Source organism: Serratia sp. FGI94, from assembly GCF_000330865.1.
Lineage (GTDB): Bacteria > Pseudomonadota > Gammaproteobacteria > Enterobacterales > Enterobacteriaceae > Serratia_B > Serratia_B rubidaea.
Map to the genome: position 1 here is coordinate 4,463,336 of NC_020064.1, position 22,153 is coordinate 4,485,488.

16 protein-coding genes, 2 tRNA genes and 4 rRNA genes are annotated in these 22,153 nt (G+C 55.2%); 6 read left to right on the plus strand and 16 right to left on the minus strand.

Annotation, left to right across the window (positions count from 1 at the left end):
• Positions 1–14: 14 nt before the first annotated feature.
• The 10 genes from aceK to D781_RS20370 form a co-directional block, all read right to left on the minus strand.
• The gene (gene aceK / locus D781_RS20325; protein ID WP_015962115.1) at positions 15–1,760 is read right to left on the minus strand and encodes a bifunctional isocitrate dehydrogenase kinase/phosphatase; all 1,746 of its coding nucleotides are present in this window, start codon (positions 1,758–1,760) and stop codon (positions 15–17) included.
• 69 nt (positions 1,761–1,829) lie between these two features.
• Positions 1,830–3,137, minus strand: a complete 1,308-nt coding sequence (gene aceA / locus D781_RS20330) for an isocitrate lyase (protein ID WP_015962116.1) — start codon at positions 3,135–3,137, stop codon at positions 1,830–1,832.
• A 35-nt stretch (positions 3,138–3,172) separates the two neighbouring features.
• Positions 3,173–4,771, minus strand: coding sequence for a malate synthase A (gene aceB / locus D781_RS20335; protein WP_015962117.1), 1,599 nt, complete (start codon positions 4,769–4,771; stop codon positions 3,173–3,175).
• A 386-nt stretch (positions 4,772–5,157) separates the two neighbouring features.
• Positions 5,158–6,087 carry a homoserine O-succinyltransferase gene (gene metA / locus D781_RS20340; RefSeq protein ID WP_015962118.1) on the minus strand — a complete coding sequence of 310 codons (930 nt, stop codon included), beginning with the start codon at positions 6,085–6,087 and terminating at the stop codon, positions 5,158–5,160.
• A 695-nt stretch (positions 6,088–6,782) separates the two neighbouring features.
• Positions 6,783–6,898: ribosomal RNA gene (gene rrf / locus D781_RS20345) — 5S ribosomal RNA — on the minus strand.
• A gap of 43 nt (positions 6,899–6,941) precedes the next feature.
• Positions 6,942–7,017, minus strand: a tRNA-Thr gene (locus tag D781_RS20350).
• A 13-nt stretch (positions 7,018–7,030) separates the two neighbouring features.
• Positions 7,031–7,146, minus strand: a 5S ribosomal RNA gene (gene rrf, locus D781_RS20355).
• 193 nt (positions 7,147–7,339) lie between these two features.
• Positions 7,340–10,247, minus strand: a 23S ribosomal RNA gene (locus D781_RS20360).
• A gap of 195 nt (positions 10,248–10,442) precedes the next feature.
• A tRNA-Glu gene (locus D781_RS20365) sits at positions 10,443–10,518 on the minus strand.
• A gap of 173 nt (positions 10,519–10,691) precedes the next feature.
• A 16S ribosomal RNA gene (locus tag D781_RS20370) occupies positions 10,692–12,233 on the minus strand.
• Together the 16S, 23S and 5S rRNA genes with 2 tRNA genes alongside form the textbook arrangement of a ribosomal RNA operon.
• A gap of 501 nt (positions 12,234–12,734) precedes the next feature.
• On the opposite strand from D781_RS20370, the gene D781_RS20375 reads away from it, so the two are divergent.
• Positions 12,735–13,277 (plus strand): gamma carbonic anhydrase family protein, encoded by a 543-nt coding sequence (locus D781_RS20375; RefSeq protein ID WP_015962119.1) that lies wholly within the window; start codon positions 12,735–12,737, stop codon positions 13,275–13,277.
• 36 nt (positions 13,278–13,313) lie between these two features.
• Here the strand turns inward: D781_RS20375 and aroE are convergent, their stop codons facing one another.
• The 5 genes from aroE to dprA form a co-directional block, all read right to left on the minus strand.
• The gene (gene aroE / locus D781_RS20380) at positions 13,314–14,132 is read right to left on the minus strand and encodes a shikimate dehydrogenase (protein WP_015962120.1); all 819 of its coding nucleotides are present in this window, start codon (positions 14,130–14,132) and stop codon (positions 13,314–13,316) included.
• A 9-nt stretch (positions 14,133–14,141) separates the two neighbouring features.
• Positions 14,142–14,699 (minus strand): L-threonylcarbamoyladenylate synthase type 1 TsaC, encoded by a 558-nt coding sequence (gene tsaC / locus D781_RS20385; RefSeq protein ID WP_015962121.1) that lies wholly within the window; start codon positions 14,697–14,699, stop codon positions 14,142–14,144.
• Positions 14,700–14,706: 7 nt separating this feature from the next.
• The gene (locus tag D781_RS23095; protein WP_015962122.1) at positions 14,707–15,252 is read right to left on the minus strand and encodes a type I DNA topoisomerase; all 546 of its coding nucleotides are present in this window, start codon (positions 15,250–15,252) and stop codon (positions 14,707–14,709) included.
• A gap of 140 nt (positions 15,253–15,392) precedes the next feature.
• On the minus strand, positions 15,393–15,866 hold the full coding sequence (gene smg / locus D781_RS20395; RefSeq protein ID WP_015962123.1) for a DUF494 family protein Smg: 474 nt from the start codon (positions 15,864–15,866) through the stop codon (positions 15,393–15,395).
• A complete protein-coding gene (gene dprA, locus D781_RS20400) occupies positions 15,838–16,959 on the minus strand; it encodes a DNA-protecting protein DprA (RefSeq protein WP_015962124.1) in 1,122 nt (373 codons plus the stop codon). Before dprA ends, smg begins: the two co-directional genes overlap by 29 nt.
• A 133-nt stretch (positions 16,960–17,092) precedes the next feature.
• Here dprA and def point away from each other — a divergent pair, with 133 nt between their 5' ends.
• The 5 genes from def to mscL all read left to right on the plus strand — a co-directional run bounded on the left by def (position 17,093) and on the right by mscL (position 21,881).
• The gene (gene def, locus D781_RS20405; protein ID WP_015962125.1) at positions 17,093–17,611 is read left to right on the plus strand and encodes a peptide deformylase; all 519 of its coding nucleotides are present in this window, start codon (positions 17,093–17,095) and stop codon (positions 17,609–17,611) included.
• Positions 17,612–17,628: 17 nt separating this feature from the next.
• Positions 17,629–18,573, plus strand: a complete 945-nt coding sequence (gene fmt, locus D781_RS20410; protein ID WP_015962126.1) for a methionyl-tRNA formyltransferase — start codon at positions 17,629–17,631, stop codon at positions 18,571–18,573.
• Positions 18,574–18,646: 73 nt separating this feature from the next.
• On the plus strand, positions 18,647–19,918 hold the full coding sequence (rsmB, locus tag D781_RS20415) for a 16S rRNA (cytosine(967)-C(5))-methyltransferase RsmB (RefSeq protein ID WP_015962127.1): 1,272 nt from the start codon (positions 18,647–18,649) through the stop codon (positions 19,916–19,918).
• A 54-nt stretch (positions 19,919–19,972) separates the two neighbouring features.
• On the plus strand, positions 19,973–21,349 hold the full coding sequence (trkA, locus tag D781_RS20420; protein ID WP_015962128.1) for a Trk system potassium transporter TrkA: 1,377 nt from the start codon (positions 19,973–19,975) through the stop codon (positions 21,347–21,349).
• Positions 21,350–21,467: 118 nt separating this feature from the next.
• Positions 21,468–21,881 (plus strand): large-conductance mechanosensitive channel protein MscL, encoded by a 414-nt coding sequence (gene mscL, locus D781_RS20425; RefSeq protein WP_015962129.1) that lies wholly within the window; start codon positions 21,468–21,470, stop codon positions 21,879–21,881.
• Between the two features lie 55 nt (positions 21,882–21,936).
• Here the strand turns inward: mscL and D781_RS20430 are convergent, their stop codons facing one another.
• Positions 21,937–22,143 (minus strand): alternative ribosome-rescue factor A, encoded by a 207-nt coding sequence (locus D781_RS20430; protein ID WP_015962130.1) that lies wholly within the window; start codon positions 22,141–22,143, stop codon positions 21,937–21,939.
• Positions 22,144–22,153 lie beyond the last annotated feature (10 nt).

Sequence of the window (22,153 nt, forward strand, 5' to 3'; positions counted from 1 at the left end):
CCAGGCTGCGCCCCTTACGCCGTGGCAGACAGCTGCGGCGCACCGCGCTGGCTGAAGCGCCGCCTTTTACGGTAGGCGAAGACGTCCTCCACATGCCCCTGACGGATGCGCTGCTGCAGGCCGCGCCAATACGCCGCTTCAAACAGATCGCCGTGCAGCGCTTCGAAAACCTGGCGGATACGCGGATCGCTGCACAGAAAATGGCGAAACTCCTCGGGAAACACATCGTTGGGCGCGATGCTGTACCACGGCTCGCTGGCCAATTCATCCTCCGGATAGCGCGGCGGCGGAATATCGCGGAAGTTCACCTCGGTCATATAGCAAATTTCATCGTAATCGTAGAACACCACCCGCCCGTGGCGCGTCACGCCAAAGTTTTTAAACAGCATATCGCCCGGGAAAATGTTCGCCGCCGCCAGCTGTTTAATGGCGTTGCCGTACTCTTCAATCGCGTCATGCGTCTGCCGTTCGTCGGCCTGCTCCAGATACAGATTCAGCGGCGTCATGCGGCGTTCCATATACAGATGGCGGATAATGATGCGGTCACCCAGATCCTCCAGCTTGTCCGGCACCTCCCGCACCAGCTCCGCCAGCAGTTCCGGGCTGATGCGCGCCTTGTCGATGACAAAGTTCTCATACTCCTGAGTATCGGCCATTCTCCCCACCCGGTCATGCTCCTTCACCAGCTGGTAACAGGCCACCACCTGCGCCGGCGTCACCTCTTTCTGCGGGGCGAAGCGGTCTTTAATAACCTTGAAGACCCGATCGAACGACGGCAGGGTAAATACCAGCATCACCATGCCCTTCACCCCCGGCGCAATAATAAACTGCTCCTGCGAGCGGGCCATAAACGTCAGGTATTCGCGGTAACATTCGGTTTTACCGTGCTTCTGGCAGCCGATCGCCATATACAATTCGGCGGTAGTTTTGCCCGGCAAGATTTCCCGCAGCCATTCGACCATCGCCGCCGGCAGCGGCGCATACACCATAAAGTAGGAGCGGGCGAAGCCAAAGACGATGCTGGCTTCCTCTTTGCTGGTCAGGCAGGTATCGATAAACAGCGCGCCGGATTCGCTGTGGTGAATCGGCAGCAGAAAAGGAAACACGCCGTCTGCGGTGCGCAGCTTGCCTACCAGCCAGGCGGCTTTATTGCGATAAAACAGTTCGTTGGCGATCTGGAAGGTGGCGTCGGCCAGCTGCGCCGGCGTGAAGGCCTGCTGCAGCGCCGCCGTGACGTAGCGGATATCGCGCGCCAGATCTTCCCAAGGCAGGCGCAGCGGCAAATCGGTCAGCAGGGAGTGCAGCATGGCGCAGAGATCGCCGTTCGGCGTCACGTCGCGCGCCAGCGGGCGGGGAATATCGCGAAAGCGCCGTTCCGGCTGCGAGCTGAAGACAAACAGCTTCTCCGGCGTTAAATCGCGGTGCTTAAACAGCCGACAGTAGACCGAGTTAAAAAAACTCTCGGCAATCTCAAAACGCGGATACTCCGGCAGCAGGTCGGTATACACCGCCTTGACCCGGCAGGGGAAATCCGCGTCGAAGTATTTCTGCCCGGTGATGCATTTCAACTGCTCCACCACCAGCCCGACGTGGTGATCGTAAAGGTGGATGCGCTGTTTCATCGCCTGCTGCACCGCAGGCCAGTCCGCCCGTTCGAAACGCTGCTGCGCCCCGGCGGTCACCTCCAGAAAACGCCCGTACTGCGCATCAAAGCCCTGCAGGATAGTCTGCGCGATTAACAACTCCATTTTTGCTGCCATCGAGTCCTCCCACCCTCGCGGTCGGGCCGGGCAGATGCCCGACCCTACGCGATACAACGTTTCAATCGGCTAGAACTGCTGCTCCTCGGTGGAACCGGTCAGCGCGGTAACCGAGGAGACGCCGCCCTGGATCACCGTGGTCACCCGGTCAAAATAGCCGGTTCCCACTTCCTGCTGGTGCGAGGCGAAGGTATAGCCGCGGCTGCTGGATTCAAACTCCGGCTGCTGCACTTTCTCCACGTAGTGCTTCATGCCCTCGCCCTGCGCGTACGCATGGGCCAGGTCAAACATGTTGAACCACATGCTGTGGATGCCGGCCAGGGTAATAAACTGGTATTTGTAGCCCATCGCCGACAGCTCTTCCTGGAAACGGGCGATGGTTTGATCGTCGAGGTTCTTTTTCCAGTTGAACGACGGCGAACAGTTATAGGCCAGCAGCTTGCCGGGGAAGCGGGCGTGAATCGCCTCGGCAAAGCGTCTGGCGGCCGCCAGATCCGGCGTTGAGGTTTCACACCACACCAGGTCGGCATAAGGCGCATAGGCCAGCCCGCGGCTGATTGCCTGTTCAATCCCCGCCTGCGTGCGGAAGAAGCCTTCAACGGTGCGTTCACCGGTCACGAACTCGCGGTCGTAAGGATCGCAGTCTGAGGTCAGCAGATCCGCCGCATCGGCGTCGGTGCGGGCAATCAGCAGCGTCGGCACGCCGAGTACGTCGGCCGCCAGCCGCGCCGCCACCAGTTTCTGAATCGCTTCCTGCGTCGGCACCAGCACCTTGCCGCCCATATGGCCGCATTTCTTCACCGCCGCCAGCTGGTCTTCAAAGTGTACCCCGGCGGCGCCGGCCTCAATCATCGCCTTCATCAGCTCAAAGGCGTTCAGCACCCCGCCGAAGCCCGCTTCCGCATCGGCGACGATCGGCAGGAAGTAGTCAACATAGCCTTGACTGCCCGGCTCGATTTTATTCGCCCACTGGATCTGATCGGCGCGGCGGAAGGTATTGTTAATCCGCTCCACCACCGCCGGCACGGAATCGACCGGGTACAGCGACTGGTCCGGGTACATGGCGGAGGCGGTATTGGCGTCCGCCGCCACCTGCCAGCCGGACAGATACACGGCTTCCACGCCGGCTTTGGCCTGCTGCAGCGCCTGGCCGCCGGTCAGCGCCCCCAGACAGTTGATATAGCCCTTGCGCGCACCGCCGTGCAGCAGCTCCCACAGTTTGGCGGCGCCGTTTTGCGCCAGCGTGCATACCGGATTTACCGAGCCGCGCAGATTGATGACATCTTCCGCGCTGTACGGGCGGGTAATGCCTTCCCAGCGTGCGGACTTCCATTCCTGTTCCAGTTGTTGAATCTGTTGGCTACGAGAGGTGGTCATAATTGTTATCCTTGCGTTGTAGGGTGAGGAATGGTTCAGGCCAGGAGCTCATAACCCGGCAGGGTCAGGAAATCGATCAGTTCATCCTGCGTGGTGATACGTTCCATCAGGCGCGCCGCCTCTTCGAACCGGCCGGCGTTAAAGCGCGCCTCTCCCACTTCCTTACGGATGACCTGCATCTCTTCATTCAGCACTTGACGGAACAGCGCCTTGGTGACCAGTTGCCCGTCGCTGAGGGATTTTTCATGGTGGATCCACTGCCAGATGGAAGTGCGCGAGATTTCCGCCGTGGCGGCATCTTCCATCAGGCCGTAAATCGGTACGCAGCCGTTGCCCGAGATCCACGCTTCGATGTACTGCACCGCCACCCGGATGTTGGCGCGCATCCCGGCTTCGGTACGCTCTCCCTCACACGGCTCCAGCAGCTGCGCGGCGGTGATTGGCGTATCCTGCTCCCGCAGCACCTCCAGTTGGTTGTGACGTTGGCCCAGCACCTGGTCAAACACCGCCATCACGGTGTCGGCCAGCCCCGGATGCGCCACCCAGGTGCCGTCATGGCCGTTATCCGCCTCCAGCTGTTTATCCGCCCGCACCTTATCCAGCACCCAGGCATTTTTTTCCGCATCTTTACTCGGAATAAACGCCGCCATGCCGCCCATGGCAAAGGCGCCGCGCCGGTGACAGGTTTTAATCAGCAGCCGGGAGTAAGCACTCAGGAAAGGTTTGTCCATGGTGACCGACTGACGATCCGGCAATACGCGATCGGCATGGTTTTTCAGCGTCTTGATATAGCTGAAAATATAGTCCCAGCGGCCGCAGTTCAGGCCGACGATGTGGTCACGCAGGTGATACAGGATTTCATCCATCTGGAACACCGCCGGCAGCGTTTCGATCAGCAAGGTCGCCTTGATGGTGCCCCGCGGCAGCTCGAAACGGTCTTCCGTAAAGCTGAACACCTCACCCCACCAGGCCGCTTCCTGCCACGACTGGGTTTTCGGCAGATAGAAATAGGGGCCGCTGCCATTGGCCAACAGCTGGCGGTAGTTATGGAAGAAGTAGAGCGCAAAGTCGAACAGGCCGCCCGGGATGGCTTCACCACGCCATTGCACATGCTTTTCCGGCAGGTGCAGGCCGCGCACGCGGGCAATCAATACCGCCGGGTCCGGCTTCAGCTGATAAATTTTCCCGGCTTCGTTGGTATAAGAGATGGTGCCGTTCACCGCATCGCGCAGGTTGATTTGGCCGTCGATCACTTTGTCCCAGCTGGGTGCCAGTGAATCTTCAAAGTCGGCCATAAACACTTTCACATTGGCGTTCAGCGCGTTGATGACCATCTTGCGCTCAACCGGCCCGGTGATCTCCACGCGACGGTCGCGCAGGTCCGCCGGAATGCCGCGGATCGTCCAGTCACCATCACGAATGGAAGCCGTTTCCGAAATAAAATCAGGCAGCACGCCGCGATCGATCTCTGCCTGTACGTCCGCACGCGCAGCCAGCAATTTATTACGCTGCGGCGTGAATTTGCCAACCAGTTCGGCCAGAAACTCAATGGCTTCATCGCTCAGTATCTGCCGGTCGCTCGCACTCAACCCCTGAGTAAACGTTAACTCCGTGCCTACCATCTGTTGCGTCATCGTCATGCTCCTTCCCATCTTGCCTGCCTGTGGCTATTAACCGGGCGCACTCTGGTCACCCAATATTGCGCGGGTTCTGCGGGACAAAATCACCGTAAGTTGGTCAGTTATCGCCCTACGTGATTTAAGAATAACCAACAAATCTCAAAAATCAAAAACGATTTCCATTTTTAATATTAATAATTATTTAAATTTTAAATATCAAAAAGTTACGCAATATTGTGATAATTGATATGAAGGAAAGCGATTCCAAAGAACAAAAGAAAGGATCTTAACCGTTTGTAAATAAAGGTGTTATCGCGAGTTACGCGCAGGGATAAGAGGAAGTAAAAGGGGGAAAGAAGCGTGGCGGCCTCGATTCAGCCGCCAGGAAAAAATGAAAATGACTATTCGAGCGTAGGGTTCATGTGGCGCAGATCAAACGGCGTGATCTGGTAGACGTAATAGTTCAGCCAATTGGAGAACAACAGGTGTCCGTGACTGCGCCAGGAGGCTTTTGGAGGTAAATCAGGGTTATCATCGGGGAAGTAATTGAGGGGTACGCGAGGGTTAAGGCCGGCATCGTAATCACGACAATACTCTCCCGCCAACGTCTGCGCATCATACTCCGGGTGTCCCGTCACAAAGGCCAGGCGCTTATCCTTGCTGGCAAACAGGTAGGCGCCGGCCTGCTCGGATTCGGCCAGAATATCAAGGTCGGTGTACTGGCGGATAATCTCCGTCGGGAAATCCGCATAGCGTGAATGCGGCGCCAGGAAAGTTTCATCAAAACCCCGGGTCAGCAATGCATGCTGTTGCAGCGTCTGGTGCTGATATACCCCTGACAGCTTCTCGTCGAGCGTCATCTTCGGGATGCCATACAGGATATTCAATGCCGCCTGTACCGCCCAACAGACAAATAGCGTTGAGGTCACGTGCTCTTTCGCCCAGTCGATAATGCGTTCGATCTGCGGCCAATAGGCAACGTCGCTGAAGTCGACCAGCCCCAACGGCGCGCCGGTAACAATCAGGCCATCGTAATTATCGTGCTGGATATCTTCAAAGTTGCAATAGAAGTTATTCAGGTGCTCGGCCGGCGTATTTTTAGATTCGCGGCTGTCGATGCGCAGCAGTTGAATATCAATCTGCAGCGGTGAGTTGGACAGTAAACGCAGGAACTGGTTTTCCGTCTCTATTTTCTTTGGCATCAGGTTAAGGATCAGAACCTTTAACGGCCTGATTTCCTGCGTCTTTGCCCGTGAGGATGTCATCACAAAGACATTCTCATTACGCAAGAAACAGACTGCAGGTAGCTCATCAGGAACACGAATCGGCATTACTTAATCCTCACACATCCGTTTATACGTTTAGACTTCTAGATGCCCGACGATAGCGTTTTTTAAACCCGCTGTCGAGCATTCAGCCGGAAGGTGAAAATGTTTCATTTCTGTCCGCGTTCCTACGGTAATACTCAGCGTTTACGCAGTACCCCGTCCGGGTTAGCGTTCATCAGGCCGCAGCTTTCGCCATTGGTGATAATTAAATACTCCCCTAAACGATGCAGTTTCAGTTTGCAGGGAGCATCCGTCGGCGGTGGGGAGGTCGGCTGGGCATCCATTTGGCTCGCCGGTACGCTAAACGGAAATACCGTACTGATCGCTGCCACCGCCGATAAACTGATACTCAGCCTGTCGAGCCGTGATCTTCAGCTGACGGTGGCCGTCATTGCTTACCCAGATTTTCAGCCAGCTGTGCACGATCTTGCGGCTGCTCGTCTTCCATACCGTGTCAGAACAACCCTGATTCGGCGGCAGCCAGGCACATAGGCTGTGGCGGAGAGGAGCATACAGATAGCGAAGAGAGGACGTATTTTCATAGGTTCACCCCTGTGAACATCGACAGATGGGCTAACTTTAATTAATCATCGCCCTTTTAGAAATGCAGAGAGAGCGATTTGAGCGGAAACCTGCCTGACTTGCGGACAAAACAAAAAGCCCTGTGCTGATGCACAGGGCTTTCTGCTTTATTTGATGCTTGGCAGTGTCCTACTCTCGCATGGGGAGACCCCACACTACCATCGGCGCTACGGCGTTTCACTTCTGAGTTCGGCATGGGGTCAGGTGGGACCACCGCGCTATTGCCGCCAAGCAAATTCTTTTTCTGCCGAACTTCTCAACCCACTTCAATAAAGTGGTGCTGATACCCAGAGTCGAACTGGGGACCTCACCCTTACCAAGGGTGCGCTCTACCAACTGAGCCATATCAGCACACAAATTTGATGCCTGGCAGTGTCCTACTCTCGCATGGGGAGACCCCACACTACCATCGGCGCTACGGCGTTTCACTTCTGAGTTCGGCATGGGGTCAGGTGGGACCACCGCGCTATTACCGCCAGGCAAATTCTTTTTTACCCGTCCTGTGTCTTTCACGCTGCTGCCGCCTTGGCCGCTCTCTGTCGTCACAGTCACATACTCATGTATGCTCCTGCTCCGCCATCGCTTGCCGCCTTGCTTCAGCGCGAAATCCTTCGGACTTCAATCACAGAACAGGCTGAAAATATCTATCTCTCTAAAACACCTTCGGTGTTGTAAGGTTAAGCCTCACGGTTCATTAGTACTGGTTAGCTCAATGCATCGCTGCACTTACACACCCAGCCTATCAACGTCTTAGTCTTAAACGTTCCTTCAGGGGACTCGAAGTCCCAGGGAAGACTCATCTTGAGGCAAGTTTCGCGCTTAGATGCTTTCAGCGCTTATCTTTTCCGCACTTAGCTACCGGGCAGTGCCATTGGCATGACAACCCGAACACCAGTGGTGCGTTCACTCCGGTCCTCTCGTACTAGGAGCAACCCCTCTCAATCTTCCAACGCCCACGGCAGATAGGGACCGAACTGTCTCACGACGTTCTAAACCCAGCTCGCGTACCACTTTAAATGGCGAACAGCCATACCCTTGGGACCTACTTCAGCCCCAGGATGTGATGAGCCGACATCGAGGTGCCAAACACCGCCGTCGATATGAACTCTTGGGCGGTATCAGCCTGTTATCCCCGGAGTACCTTTTATCCGTTGAGCGATGGCCCTTCCATTCAGAACCACCGGATCACTAAGACCTGCTTTCGCACCTGCTCGAGCCGTCACTCTCGCAGTCAAGCTAGCTTATGCCTTTGCACTAACCTCACGATGTCCGACCGTGATTAGCTAACCTTCGTGCTCCTCCGTTACTCTTTGGGAGGAGACCGCCCCAGTCAAACTACCCACCAGACACTGTCCTCACCCCGGATTACGGGGCCGAGTTAGAACATCAAACATTAAAGGGTGGTATTTCAAGGATGGCTCCATGCAGACTGGCGTCCACACTTCAAAGCCTCCCACCTATCCTACACATCAAGGCTCAATGTTCAGTGTCAAGCTATAGTAAAGGTTCACGGGGTCTTTCCGTCTTGCCGCGGGTACACTGCATCTTCACAGCGAGTTCAATTTCACTGAGTCTCGGGTGGAGACAGCCTGGCCATCATTACGCCATTCGTGCAGGTCGGAACTTACCCGACAAGGAATTTCGCTACCTTAGGACCGTTATAGTTACGGCCGCCGTTTACCGGGGCTTCGATCAAGAGCTTCTCCTTACGGATAACCCCATCAATTAACCTTCCGGCACCGGGCAGGCGTCACACCGTATACGTCCACTTTCGTGTTTGCACAGTGCTGTGTTTTTATTAAACAGTTGCAGCCAGCTGGTATCTGCGACTGGCTTCAGCTCCATCCGCAAGGGACTTCACCTACGCGCCAGCGTGCCTTCTCCCGAAGTTACGGCACCATTTTGCCTAGTTCCTTCACCCGAGTTCTCTCAAGCGCCTTGGTATTCTCTACCTGACCACCTGTGTCGGTTTGGGGTACGATTTGATGTTACCTGGAGCTTAGAGGCTTTTCCTGGAAGCTTGGCATCAACTACTTCTGCACCGTAGTGCATCGTCATCACGCCTCAGGGTTAACAGCGTTCCGGATTTACCAGGAACACCCCCCTACACGCTTAAACCGAGACAACCGTCGCTCGGCTAGCCTAGCCTTCTCCGTCCCCCCTTCGCAGTAACACCAAGTACAGGAATATTAACCTGTTTCCCATCGACTACGCTTTTCAGCCTCGCCTTAGGGGTCGACTCACCCTGCCCCGATTAACGTTGGACAGGAACCCTTGGTCTTCCGGCGAGCGGGTTTTTCACCCGCTTTATCGTTACTTATGTCAGCATTCGCACTTCTGATACCTCCAGCAACCCTCGCAGGCCACCTTCAACGGCTTACAGAACGCTCCCCTACCCAACAACGCCTAAGCGTCGCTGCCGCAGCTTCGGTGCATGGTTTAGCCCCGTTACATCTTCCGCGCAGGCCGACTCGACCAGTGAGCTATTACGCTTTCTTTAAATGATGGCTGCTTCTAAGCCAACATCCTGGCTGTCTGTGCCTTCCCACATCGTTTCCCACTTAACCATGACTTTGGGACCTTAGCTGGCGGTCTGGGTTGTTTCCCTCTTCACGACGGACGTTAGCACCCGCCGTGTGTCTCCCGTGATAACATTCTTCGGTATTCGGAGTTTGCATCGGTTTGGTAAGCCGGGATGGCCCCCTAGCCGAAACAGTGCTCTACCCCCGAAGATGAGTTCACGAGGCGCTACCTAAATAGCTTTCGGGGAGAACCAGCTATCTCCCGGTTTGATTGGCCTTTCACCCCCAGCCACAAGTCATCCGCTAATTTTTCAACATTAGTCGGTTCGGTCCTCCAGTTAGTGTTACCCAACCTTCAACCTGCCCATGGCTAGATCACCGGGTTTCGGGTCTATACCTTGCAACTAGACGCCCAGTTAAGACTCGGTTTCCCTACGGCTCCCCTATTCGGTTAACCTTGCTACAAAATATAAGTCGCTGACCCATTATACAAAAGGTACGCAGTCACACCACGAAGGTGCTCCCACTGCTTGTACGTACACGGTTTCAGGTTCTATTTCACTCCCCTCGCCGGGGTTCTTTTCGCCTTTCCCTCACGGTACTGGTTCACTATCGGTCAGTCAGGAGTATTTAGCCTTGGAGGATGGTCCCCCCATATTCAGACAGGATAACACGTGTCCCGCCCTACTCATCGAACTCACGACCTGTGCATCTTCGTGTACGGGACTATCACCCTTTACTGTGCGACTTTCCAGACGCTTCCACTGACACACAAGCCGATTCAGGTTCTGGGCTCTTCCCCGTTCGCTCGCCGCTACTGGGGGAATCTCGGTTGATTTCTTTTCCTCGGGGTACTTAGATGTTTCAGTTCCCCCGGTTCGCCTCCTGCCACTATGTATTCATGACAGGATAGTGTGTCGAAACACACTGGGTTTCCCCATTCGGGTATCGTCGGTTATAACGGTTCATATCACCTTACCGACGCTTTTCGCAGATTAGCACGCCCTTCATCGCCTCTGACTGCCTAGGCATCCACCGTGTACGCTTAGTCACTTAACCTCACAACCCGAAGATGTTTCACTTCGCGCTGCAAACATTTGAGAGACTCGTTGAACCACTTCTTACGTCAAGAAGCGTTCAATCGTTTCAATTTTCAGCTTGTTCCAGATTGTTAAAGAGCAAATATCTCAAACATGACTCGCAAGTCAGTTTTGAGATATCGTTTGATACCGTCTTTCACCCGATATCAGCAAGTGGCGTCCCCTAGGGGATTCGAACCCCTGTTACCGCCGTGAAAGGGCGGTGTCCTAGGCCTCTAGACGAAGGGGACACGAAATTTTCTTAGCGAATCACTGATTCGCTAATTTCGTGTAAGGGTGAGATTTTCCCAGGAAAATCGAGCGACATTGTTACTTGTCACCGTACCCCCAACGCATCGACGCTTTGCTCGTTCTTTTCATCAGACAATCTGTGTGGACACTGCACAGTCAGGATATCTTTCGGTAAGGAGGTGATCCAACCGCAGGTTCCCCTACGGTTACCTTGTTACGACTTCACCCCAGTCATGAATCACAAAGTGGTAAGCGCCCTCCCGAAGGTTAAGCTACCTACTTCTTTTGCAACCCACTCCCATGGTGTGACGGGCGGTGTGTACAAGGCCCGGGAACGTATTCACCGTAGCATTCTGATCTACGATTACTAGCGATTCCGACTTCATGGAGTCGAGTTGCAGACTCCAATCCGGACTACGACGTACTTTATGAGGTCCGCTTGCCTTCGCAGGTTCGCTTCTCTTTGTATACGCCATTGTAGCACGTGTGTAGCCCTACTCGTAAGGGCCATGATGACTTGACGTCATCCCCACCTTCCTCCAGTTTATCACTGGCAGTCTCCTTTGAGTTCCCGGCCTAACCGCTGGCAACAAAGGATAAGGGTTGCGCTCGTTGCGGGACTTAACCCAACATTTCACAACACGAGCTGACGACAGCCATGCAGCACCTGTCTCAGAGTTCCCGAAGGCACCAATCCATCTCTGGAAAGTTCTCTGGATGTCAAGAGTAGGTAAGGTTCTTCGCGTTGCATCGAATTAAACCACATGCTCCACCGCTTGTGCGGGCCCCCGTCAATTCATTTGAGTTTTAACCTTGCGGCCGTACTCCCCAGGCGGTCGATTTAACGCGTTAGCTCCGGAAGCCACGCCTCAAGGGCACAACCTCCAAATCGACATCGTTTACGGCGTGGACTACCAGGGTATCTAATCCTGTTTGCTCCCCACGCTTTCGCACCTGAGCGTCAGTCTTCGTCCAGGGGGCCGCCTTCGCCACCGGTATTCCTCCAGATCTCTACGCATTTCACCGCTACACCTGGAATTCTACCCCCCTCTACGAGACTCTAGCTTGCCAGTTTCAAATGCAGTTCCCAAGTTAAGCTCGGGGATTTCACATCTGACTTAACAAACCGCCTGCGTGCGCTTTACGCCCAGTAATTCCGATTAACGCTTGCACCCTCCGTATTACCGCGGCTGCTGGCACGGAGTTAGCCGGTGCTTCTTCTGCGAGTAACGTCAATTGATGAGCGTATTAAGTTCACCACCTTCCTCCTCGCTGAAAGTGCTTTACAACCCGAAGGCCTTCTTCACACACGCGGCATGGCTGCATCAGGCTTGCGCCCATTGTGCAATATTCCCCACTGCTGCCTCCCGTAGGAGTCTGGACCGTGTCTCAGTTCCAGTGTGGCTGGTCATCCTCTCAGACCAGCTAGGGATCGTCGCCTAGGTGAGCCATTACCCCACCTACTAGCTAATCCCATCTGGGTTCATCCGATGGTGTGAGGCCCGAAGGTCCCCCACTTTGGTCTTGCGACGTTATGCGGTATTAGCCACCGTTTCCAGTGGTTATCCCCCTCCATCGGGCAGATCCCCAGACATTACTCACCCGTCCGCCGCTCGCCGGCGAGGAAGCAAGCTTCCTCCCGCTGCCGCTCGACTTGCATGTGTTAGGCCTGCCGCCAGCGTTCAATCTGAGCCATGATCAAACTCTTCAATTAAAAGCTTGATTCGCTAAGTTAATAGCTGTTGCTCAAAGATTACTGCATGAATTTTACTTCAGTTAGTCACTCTTCAAGACTTGATATTTTTTGCATCCGAAGATGCTGGATATCGTCTTGTGAGTGCCCACACAGATTGTCTGATAAATTGTTAAAGAGCAGTGAGTTACGCGCTTTCGCTTGCTAACTCGAGGTGGCGTATATTACGCTTTCCTCTTTCAGAGTCAACCCGTTTTTTCAGGATTTTTTCTCTTTCGTCTCGGTCGCTGTGTGAAGTGAATCACTTGCGCCGTGTCGATGGAGGCGCATTATAGGGATCCGAGTTTTTTGCACAACCCCTTTTTTGATCTTTTCTTATCGTTTGCGCACTTTTCCGCCCTTTCGCGTGGATCTTATGCGATCGGGGCCGTTTTTAGCAGGATCGCCGTATGGGATTGGTTGTAATTCCATCGCCAGCGTCTAGTATTGCCGGTAAATACGATCCCGATGTGAGGCCTTAGCATGTCTGAAGCAGTTCGTTCTTATCTTCATTACACTCCGCAAATCGGTCAGCGCGTGATGATCGATCCTTCCAGCGTGGTGATCGGCAACGTTGAACTGGCCGACGATGTCAGTATCTGGCCGCTGGTTGCCATTCGCGGCGATGTGAATGCGGTGAAGATCGGCGCCCGCAGCAATATACAAGATGGCAGCGTGTTGCACGTCACCCATAAATCCGCACACAACCCCGAGGGCTACCCGCTGCTGATCGGCGAAGACGTTACCGTCGGGCATAAAGCGATGCTGCACGGCTGCGCCATCGGCAACCGCGTTTTAGTCGGGATGGGATCGATCCTGTTGGATGGCGCCATTATAGAAGATGACGTAATGATCGGCGCCGGCAGTTTGGTGGCGCCCGGCAAGCGTCTGACCAGCGGCTACTTATATATGGGCAGCCCGGCACGTCAGGTGCGTCCATTAACGCCCGCCGAATTGGAAGGACTGCGTTACTCGTCAAATAACTACGTCGACTGGAAAAACGACTATCTGTCGGAAGATATTTGAAATGTCCCCGTTCCCTGACAGGAACGGGGAAGTGAATTAGCCGGCAGTTTCCTGACGCAGCTGCCGCAACACCGGCTCAATCTCCGGCATCACGCCATGCCACAGCAAAAACGCATGGGCCGCCTGCCCCACCAGCATGCCTAAACCATCAGCATAGTGCGTTACGCCTCGTTGCGTCGCCCAGTCGAGGAACGGCGTCAGACCGCGTTGGTAGAACATGTCATAGCAACGCGTTGACGCCCCGAGTACTTTCGCCGGCAAGGCCGGCACTTCGCCGCCCAGGCCGGAGGCGGTGGCATTGATCACCAGCTCATAGTCGGTTTGATCGCATTGATCCAACGGTAAAGCCGCAATCTCGCCCAAATGCTGGAACGCCTGCGCCAGTTCTTGCGCGCGGCTGAAAGTGCGGTTGGTAATCACAACTGAACAACCAAAAGACAGGAGCGGCAGGATCGCCCCGCGCGCAGCACCGCCAGCGCCCACCAGCAAAATACGATCGCCAGGCGCGATCAAGCGCTGCCGTTCCAGATCGCTCAGCAAACCAATACCGTCGGTGTTGTCGCCCAACAGCTGACCATCAGCCTGAATCTTAAGCGTATTCACCGCCCCGGCCATCTGCGCGCGTTCCGTTAACTCATTAGCCAGTCGATAAGCCTGCTCTTTAAAAGGCACGGTAACGTTCGCGCCTCTGCCACCTGCCTCGATAAATGCCTGCAGACTGGCCGCAAAACCGTCCAACGGCGCTAAAACGGTGCCGTAGAGATGCTCTATACCCGTTTGTTCCGCAAACAGCGCATGAATACGCGGTGACTTGCTGTGCGCAATAGGATTGCCAAAAACTACAAACGGCTCCATGTGTTCCCCTCAGCCCTGCCGGATCTGCTCACCGGTCAACGCATCTCTGATTTCCGACGGATTCTGACGTCCGCCCACATTGCCCGACAGCACCGGGAACCTTTCGCCGAACTGCTGCGTGACTTCTGCCGCATGGCGGCACGGCGGCTGACCGCTAAGATTGGCGCTGGTTGATACCAGCGGTTTGCCAAACTCGCGGCATAGCCGCTGCACCAGCGGGTGGTCGCTGACGCGCACCGCCAGCGAATCGAAACGCCCGGTCAACAGACGCGGCGTAGTCGGTTTGGCCGGGATAACCCACGTAACCGGACCAGGCCAGCTGGCAAAGATCGTTTCACGTTGCGATGGCGTAAGGCGGCTGTCGTCGATATAAGGCAGCAGCTGCTGGTAGTCGGCGGCAATCAGGATCAAACCCTTTTCCCACGGGCGCTGTTTTAAATCCAACAGCTTGTGCAACGCTTGATCGCTATCAGGATCGCAACCCAGGCCAAACACAGCCTCGGTAGGATAGGCGACGACCTGTTGATTGTTCAGTGCATTAATGATGGCGGTGAATTCTGAGCTCATAGTGTCGTTATTCTGTGATTGCGACGGGCTTTCCGCACAGTTTGCTGGCGCAGCAAAGGACAGGGCCTTTCGCCGTGCGTTTTTCCATTAGCAGCGGATAATGGCAATAGGCACATTCCCCGGCGATGGGTTTGTTGTTAAGAGCAAACTGGCATTCTGGATAGCGATCGCAGGAGTGAAAAACTTTGCCATAGCGTGATTTACGCTGCAGCAATTTGCCCTGCCCGCATTGCGGACAGGTAATAGAAGTTTCGTCCGGTTTATCGATCACCTCGGTGTGATCGCATTCAGGATAGTGGCTACAGCCGATAAACATGCCGTAGCGCCCCTGACGCAATACCAGGGTCGCCTGACATTTCGGGCACTCTTGTCCCTCCAGCACTTTGACGATATGGCCGTCCGCCTGCGCCTTCAGCGGGCGGATATACTGGCAGTCTGGATATTGGGAACAACCAAGGAAAGGACCATGGCGACCGCTGCGGATCACCAGTTCAGCCCCGCATTCCGGACAGGGTTCATTTTGCCTGGCGGCAAAAAGCGCTGCTTTTGTCATAACTTCTTTTATGCCCTAAATAATTCACGTTGCAGGAAGACGGCCACAAGCAATCCCCCGGTCATATACTCAGCGTATAGACCGGAGGAAACCGATAAGCCTGCAGCTTGAAGTATAACGGGCATGCGCGTGGTATCGGCTCAGTGCAGATAACCTTCGTTGACTTCAAACAGCAGTTCTTCCATTTGCTGGTAGGCGCTTTCATATCCGGGGATATTAAACAACACCATCAGCACCACCCATTTCAGATCTTCGAGATCGAATTCCGTATTATCCAAAGCCATAACACGGTCGATAACCATTTCTCGGGTTTCGAGGTTCAATACCTGAATCTGTTCAAGGAAAAGGAGAAAACCACGGCAACCGGCGTCAAGACGCATACTTTCTTCTTCCGTGTAGAACCGCATGGCAAGCGGATCGGCACTCATAAAGTACGGCGCATTTTCACCTTCTTGCAGATCTGCAAGTTTTTCAAGCCAATTCAAAGCGTTGTAGATATCCTCACGATGAAATCCCGCCTCGGCGAGATCGTTCGTCAGTTTATCCTGGTCGACGCGCATCTCTGGTTCATTGTGGATATAAGTTTCAAATAAGTACATGAGTACGTCGAACATGGCTTGCCCTCCTTATTCGGACATAGCCGCCGGGTACAGCTGCGATCCATCCTGCTAACTCCAGTTCGAGTAATTGCATTACCACCTCTGGCACAGGTTGGCCGGCACGTTCAGCGACGACGTCAACAGGTGTCACCTCATCTCCTACGTTAGCCAACACATCGGCAAATGGCAATTCAACTTCGACGTCTGATGCAGAAATAGTTGTTTTTTCATCCATAGGTAGCCAGTTCAGCCCGCTTCCCAGCAGTTGTGCGATCTCCTGCGGCTGCGTCACCAGGCAGGCGCCCTGCTGAATCAGCCAGTGCGGACCGGCGCTCATCGGGTTGCCTAATGCACCGGGCAAGGCAAAAACGTCACGCCCCTGATCCAGCGCCAGACGCGCGGTAATCAATGAACCGCTGCGCAGCGCGGCCTCTACCACCAATACGCCCAAGCTCAGGCCGCTGATGATACGATTACGGCGAGGAAAATGCGCCGGCAACGGCATCGCCGTCACCAGATATTCAGAGATCAGCGCTCCGCCCTGCTCCACGATCTGCGCAGCCAGCCTACGGTGGCGGCTCGGGTAAACGTTCGCCAAGCCGCTGCCCAGCACCGCCAGCGTCGTTCCCTGTGCGGCCAATGCGCCGCGATGACAGATACCGTCCACGCCCAAGGCCAGCCCGCTGGTCACGGCATAACCCTGCTGGACCAATCCCACGGCAAACTCATGCCCCCAGCGTGCACCATAATGGCTGGCGTTACGGCTGCCAACCATGGCGATCTGCGGCTGTTGCAGCGCCTCAAGGCTGCCTTCAACCAGCAGCAGGAACGGCGCATCGGCCAAGGCCTGTAAATGCGACGGATAGTGCGGCGAACCGTAGGTCAGCATATGACGCCCCGGCAGCTCCAGCCAGGCCAATGTCGCCGCCAGCGCCGCCGGGTCAGCCTGGTTGAACTGCCGGCGTTGCTTGGCGCTCAGCCCCAGGGCGCGCAAATGGCGTGACGACTCACCGCCGGCGCTAATCATCTGCTGCTGCAGTTCACTGGCCAGCGATGCGTCCAGTCCGTTCACCCAAGATAGTCTCAGCCCTATTTCCGCAGGCGTCATCGCGCATTCCCTCGCTGTTCTCGGCGGTATTGCCAATCCGTGCAATTGGTAGACGATGCTGTCAATCAGAGCTGGAAATGTCTAGAATAGAAGCTATACCCCCTTTATTACTCGGATACAGATCTAAAGATATATGTCAGTCTTGCAGGTATTACATTTCCCAGACGAGCGGCTGCGCAAAGTTGCAGCCCCGGTAAAAGAAGTCAATGCGGATATCCAGCGTATCGTGGATGATATGTTCGAAACCATGTACGCAGAGGAAGGCATTGGTCTGGCTGCGACTCAGGTGGACATCCATCAACGTATCATCGTCATTGACGTTTCCGAAACCCGCGATCAACGCCTGGTGTTGATCAACCCGGAACTGTTGGAAAAGAGCGGTGAAACCGGTATTGAAGAAGGCTGTCTGTCCATCCCTGAGCAACGTGCTCTGGTGCCACGCGCCGAGAAAGTGAAAATCCGCGCGCTGGATTACAACGGCAAAACCTTCGAACTGGAAGCCGACGATCTGCTGGCCATCTGCATTCAGCATGAGATGGACCACCTGATCGGTAAACTGTTTGTCGATTATCTGTCGCCGCTGAAGCGTCAGCGTATTCGCCAAAAGGTCGAGAAGCTGGATAAGCTGGCCAAACAGCAAGCGCGCGCCTAACCAAGCAGGGAAACATCGTGTCTGATTCTTTACGGATTATCTTTGCCGGCACGCCAGACTTCGCAGCGCGTCATCTTGACGCGCTGTTGTCTTCCGGGCATCAGGTCGTCGGCGTATTTACCCAACCTGACCGGCCGGCCGGCCGCGGCAACAAGCTGACGCCAAGCCCGGTAAAGGTGCTGGCACAGCAGCATCAGTTACCCGTATTCCAACCCAAATCACTGCGTCCGGAAGAAAACCAGCACCTGGTCGCCGACCTTCAGGCTGATGTCATGGTGGTGGTGGCGTACGGCCTGATCCTGCCAAAGGCGGTGTTAGATATGCCGCGCCTTGGCTGCATCAACGTACATGGTTCACTGCTGCCACGCTGGCGTGGCGCAGCCCCGATTCAACGCGCGCTGTGGGCGGGCGATCGGGAAACCGGCGTAACCATCATGCAGATGGATGTCGGCCTGGATACCGGCGATATGATGCATAAAATCGCTTGCCCGATAGAGGCTACGGACACCAGCGCCAGCCTGTATGACAAGCTGGCCGAACTCGGCCCGCAGGGGCTGCTGGCCACGCTGCAGCAGATGGCGGACGGTACGGCGCAACGCGAGGTTCAGGACGAAGCGCTGGTGACCTACGCCGAAAAGCTGAGTAAAGAGGAGGCGCGTTTGGACTGGCGCCTGTCCGCCGCACAGCTGGAACGTTGTGTTCGAGCCTTCAACCCGTGGCCGATCAGCTATTTCACCGTTGATGAACAGCCGGTGAAAGTGTGGCAAGCCCAGGCGCTGACAGGCGGTAACGGTGCAGAACCCGGCACCATCTTGCAGGCGGACAAGCACGGTATTCAGGTCGCCACCGCCGAGGGTATTTTATGCCTGACGCAGCTGCAGCCGGCGGGCAAAAAACCGATGTCGGCTCAGGATTTGTTAAATTCACGCCGCGAATGGTTTACGCCAGGTAATCGCCTGTAAATCATCTTCACAGCCCGACAGACCACGTCGGGCCGTTTATTTTCCTCAAGCCGATGTCATCCAGCTTTAGCCTATGAAAAATAATTACAACCTCCGCAGCATCGCTGCTCAAACCATCGGCCATGTGTTGGATCAGGGGCAATCGCTCAGCACCCTGCTGCCGGCACTGAATAACAAAATTTCCGATAAGGACCGCGCCCTGCTGCAGGAACTGTGCTTCGGCACACTGCGCGTGCTGCCGCAGCTGGAATGGTGCATCCAACAGCTGATGGCGAAACCGATGGTCGGCAAGCAGCGTACGCTGCACTACCTGTTGATGGTTGGTATGTACCAACTGCTGTATACCCGCATTCCGGCCCACGCGGCCCTGGCGGAAACGGTCAATGGTGCGGTGGCGCTGAAACGTCCGCAGCTTAAAGGATTAATCAACGGCGTACTGCGCCAGTTCCAGCGCCAGCAAGAGGCGCTGATGCAACGTGCGGCCAATCATGACAGCCGCTACCTGCACCCCAGCTGGCTGCTGAAGCGCATTCAACAGGCTTACCCTGAACAGTGGCAGCAGATCGTCGACGCCAATAATCAAAAGCCGCCGATGTGGCTGCGGGTTAACCGCCGTCACCACAGTCGCGATGACTATCTGCAGCTGCTGGCGCAGGCCGGGATTGAGGCCGTCGCGCATGGGGAATACCCTGACGCGGTGCGCTTACTCACTCCGTGTGCGGTTAGCAGCCTGCCGGGCTTTGCCGACGGCTGGGCCACGGTGCAGGATGCCTCCGCGCAAGGCTGCGTCGATCTGCTGGATCCGCAGGATGGCGAGCAGATCCTGGACCTGTGCGCGGCTCCCGGCGGTAAAACCACCCATATCCTGGAAGCGGCGCCGCAGGCACACGTTATGGCCGTGGATATTGATGAGCAACGTCTGAGCCGGGTAAAAGAAAACCTGCAGCGTTTACAGTGCCACGCCGAGGTCAAACAGGGCGATGGTCGTACGCCGCAGCAGTGGTGCGGTGATAAACAGTTTGATCGCATTCTGTTGGACGCCCCTTGCTCCGCCACCGGCGTGATTCGCCGTCATCCGGATATTAAATGGCTGCGCCGCGATAGCGACATCGCCGAACTGGCTAACCTGCAGGCGGAAATTCTTGATGCCATTTGGCCACACCTGAAGAGCGGCGGCGTGATGGTTTATGCCACCTGTTCGATCTTACCGCAAGAAAATAGCCAGCAGTTGCAGGCCTTCCTACAGCGCCATAACGACGCCAGCCTGGTCGGTGTCGAACGGCAGAACCTTCCTCACCCTGAAGATGGCGATGGCTTCTTTTACGCTAAGCTGATTAAAATGTAATTCTCCGGGCGTAGCATTACGCCCTCAGCCTTGCAGTGTGAAGCAGAGAACACGATGAAAATAATTATCCTTGGCGCGGGCCAGGTCGGCGGGACACTGGCGGAAAACCTGGTTGGTGAAAATAACGATATCACCGTGGTAGATACCGATACGAACCGCCTGCGTCAGCTGCAGGACAAATTCGACCTACGCGTGGTGCAGGGGCACGGTTCCTACCCGCGCGTGCTGCGTGAGGCCGGCGCGGAAGACGCCGATATGCTGGTTGCCGTCACCAATTCGGATGAGACCAATATGGTGGCCTGTCAGATCGCCTATTCGCTGTTTAATACGCCAAACCGCATCGCGCGCATCCGTGCTCCAGAATATATCCGTGAATCTGAGAAGCTCTTCCTGCCGGAAGCGGTGCCGATCGATCATCTGATCTCACCGGAACAGCTGGTTATCGACTATATCTACAAGCTGATTGAGTATCCCGGCGCCCTGCAGGTGGTCAACTTTGCCGAGGGCAAGGTTAGCATTGCCGCAGTGAAAGCCTATTACGGCGGCCCGTTGGTGGGCAATGCACTGTCCTCGATGCGCGAGCATATGCCGCATATCGATACACGCGTTGCCGCCATTTTCCGCCAGGATCGCCCTATCCGCCCGCAAGGCTCGACGATTATCGAAGCCGGTGACGAGGTGTTCTTCGTCGCGGCATCGCAGCATATCCGTGCGGTAATGAGTGAACTGCAGCGGCTGGAAAAACCTTACAAGCGCATTATGATCGTCGGCGGCGGTAACGTCGGCGCCGGCCTGGCTGCCAAGCTGGAAAAGGATTACAACGTCAAACTGATCGAACGTAATCAACAGCGGGCGGCAGAACTGGCGGAACAGCTGCACGACACCATTGTCTTTTATGGCGATGCGTCCGATCAGGAGCTGCTGGCAGAAGAGCATGTCGATCAGGTCGACGTGTTTATCGCCATAACCAACGATGATGAAGCCAATATCATGTCCGCCATGCTGGCCAAGCGTCTGGGCGCCAAAAAGGTCATGGTGCTGATACAGCGCCGTGCCTATGTCGACCTGGTGCAGGGCAGCGTGATCGATATTGCCATTTCACCGCAGCAGGCGACCATCTCCGCCTTGCTGGGTCACGTGCGTAAAGCGGACATCGTCAGCGTTTCCTCACTGCGTCGCGGCGTTGCTGAAGCTATTGAAGCCATTGCTCACGGCGACGAAAGCACCTCCAAAGTGGTCGGCCGTAGCGTAGAAGAAATTAAACTGCCGCCAGGCACCACCATTGGCGCTATCGTGCGTGGCGACGATGTCATTATCGCCAGCGGTAATAGTAAAATTGAGCAAGGTGACCACGTCATTATGTTCATCACCGATAAAAAATTTGTACCGGACGTCGAGCGTTTATTCCAGCCGAGTCCATTCTTCCTGTAGCTATTGTGTAGTCTGTTTGAGAAACGTAAGAGACAAGATACAAACTTTTCTCTGCGAATTGTGGCAAAGGGAAGTTGCTTTGTTAAACTTGAGTTATTAATTTTGCGAGGGGTGTTCTATGAGTATGTTGAAAGAGTTCCGCGAATTTGCCATGCGTGGCAATGTTGTTGACCTGGCCGTTGGTGTCATTATTGGTGCTGCGTTCGGTAAGATCGTATCGTCATTCGTTGCCGATATCATCATGCCGCCGCTGGGTTTACTGATCGGCGGTGTCGATTTCAAACAGTTCCACTTGGTATTACGCGAAGCGCAGGGTGAAATCCCGGCGGTAGTGATGAACTACGGCGCCTTTATCCAGACGGTATTTGATTTTGTCATTGTGGCCTTCGCTATTTTCCTGGCGATTAAGCTGATGAACAAAATGCGCCGCAAACAGGAAGAAAAACCGGCGGCTCCGCCAGCACCAAGCGCGGAAGAGAAGCTGCTGACGGAAATTCGCGATCTGTTAGCCAAAGATCAGCCGAAAGCCTAAGTACACTCCCGTTATTGTTCAAAAAAGCCCTCGCTGACGAGGGCTTTTTTATGCCTTAAAACCAGAAAGCCAGTGGTAAATAATCGCTTGATTGCTTACCACTGGCCTCCCAGTTTGCCCCTTTGCCGTGTTTTTCTTTACGCCGGTAGCTGCCTTTCCCTTTGCTATTCTTCTCCACCCGCTGGCGGAATAAGGGGTCGTGCAATAACGCTTCAAGCGCATTGTCTTGTATCTTGCCTTTGGTGTGACGGTATTTCGTCATGGTATTACTC

Excerpts from the sequence above, each read along its gene's own strand:
- def (WP_015962125.1), top strand. The coding sequence starts at position 17,093 with ATGTCAGTCTTGCAGGTATTACATTTCCCAGACGAGCGGCTGCGCAAA.
- D781_RS23095 (WP_015962122.1), bottom strand. The coding sequence starts at position 15,252 with ATGACAAAAGCAGCGCTTTTTGCCGCCAGGCAAAATGAACCCTGTCCG.
- aceK (WP_015962115.1), bottom strand. The coding sequence starts at position 1,760 with ATGGCAGCAAAAATGGAGTTGTTAATCGCGCAGACTATCCTGCAGGGC.
- D781_RS20430 (WP_015962130.1), bottom strand. The coding sequence starts at position 22,143 with ATGACGAAATACCGTCACACCAAAGGCAAGATACAAGACAATGCGCTT.
- dprA (WP_015962124.1), bottom strand. The coding sequence starts at position 16,959 with ATGACGCCTGCGGAAATAGGGCTGAGACTATCTTGGGTGAACGGACTG.
- aceA (WP_015962116.1), bottom strand. The coding sequence starts at position 3,137 with ATGACCACCTCTCGTAGCCAACAGATTCAACAACTGGAACAGGAATGG.
- D781_RS20375 (WP_015962119.1), top strand. The coding sequence starts at position 12,735 with ATGTCTGAAGCAGTTCGTTCTTATCTTCATTACACTCCGCAAATCGGT.
- aroE (WP_015962120.1), bottom strand. The coding sequence starts at position 14,132 with ATGGAGCCGTTTGTAGTTTTTGGCAATCCTATTGCGCACAGCAAGTCA.
- aceB (WP_015962117.1), bottom strand. The coding sequence starts at position 4,771 with ATGACGCAACAGATGGTAGGCACGGAGTTAACGTTTACTCAGGGGTTG.
- smg (WP_015962123.1), bottom strand. The coding sequence starts at position 15,866 with ATGTTCGACGTACTCATGTACTTATTTGAAACTTATATCCACAATGAA.
- mscL (WP_015962129.1), top strand. The coding sequence starts at position 21,468 with ATGAGTATGTTGAAAGAGTTCCGCGAATTTGCCATGCGTGGCAATGTT.
- rsmB (WP_015962127.1), top strand. The coding sequence starts at position 18,647 with ATGAAAAATAATTACAACCTCCGCAGCATCGCTGCTCAAACCATCGGC.
- metA (WP_015962118.1), bottom strand. The coding sequence starts at position 6,087 with ATGCCGATTCGTGTTCCTGATGAGCTACCTGCAGTCTGTTTCTTGCGT.
- tsaC (WP_015962121.1), bottom strand. The coding sequence starts at position 14,699 with ATGAGCTCAGAATTCACCGCCATCATTAATGCACTGAACAATCAACAG.
- trkA (WP_015962128.1), top strand. The coding sequence starts at position 19,973 with ATGAAAATAATTATCCTTGGCGCGGGCCAGGTCGGCGGGACACTGGCG.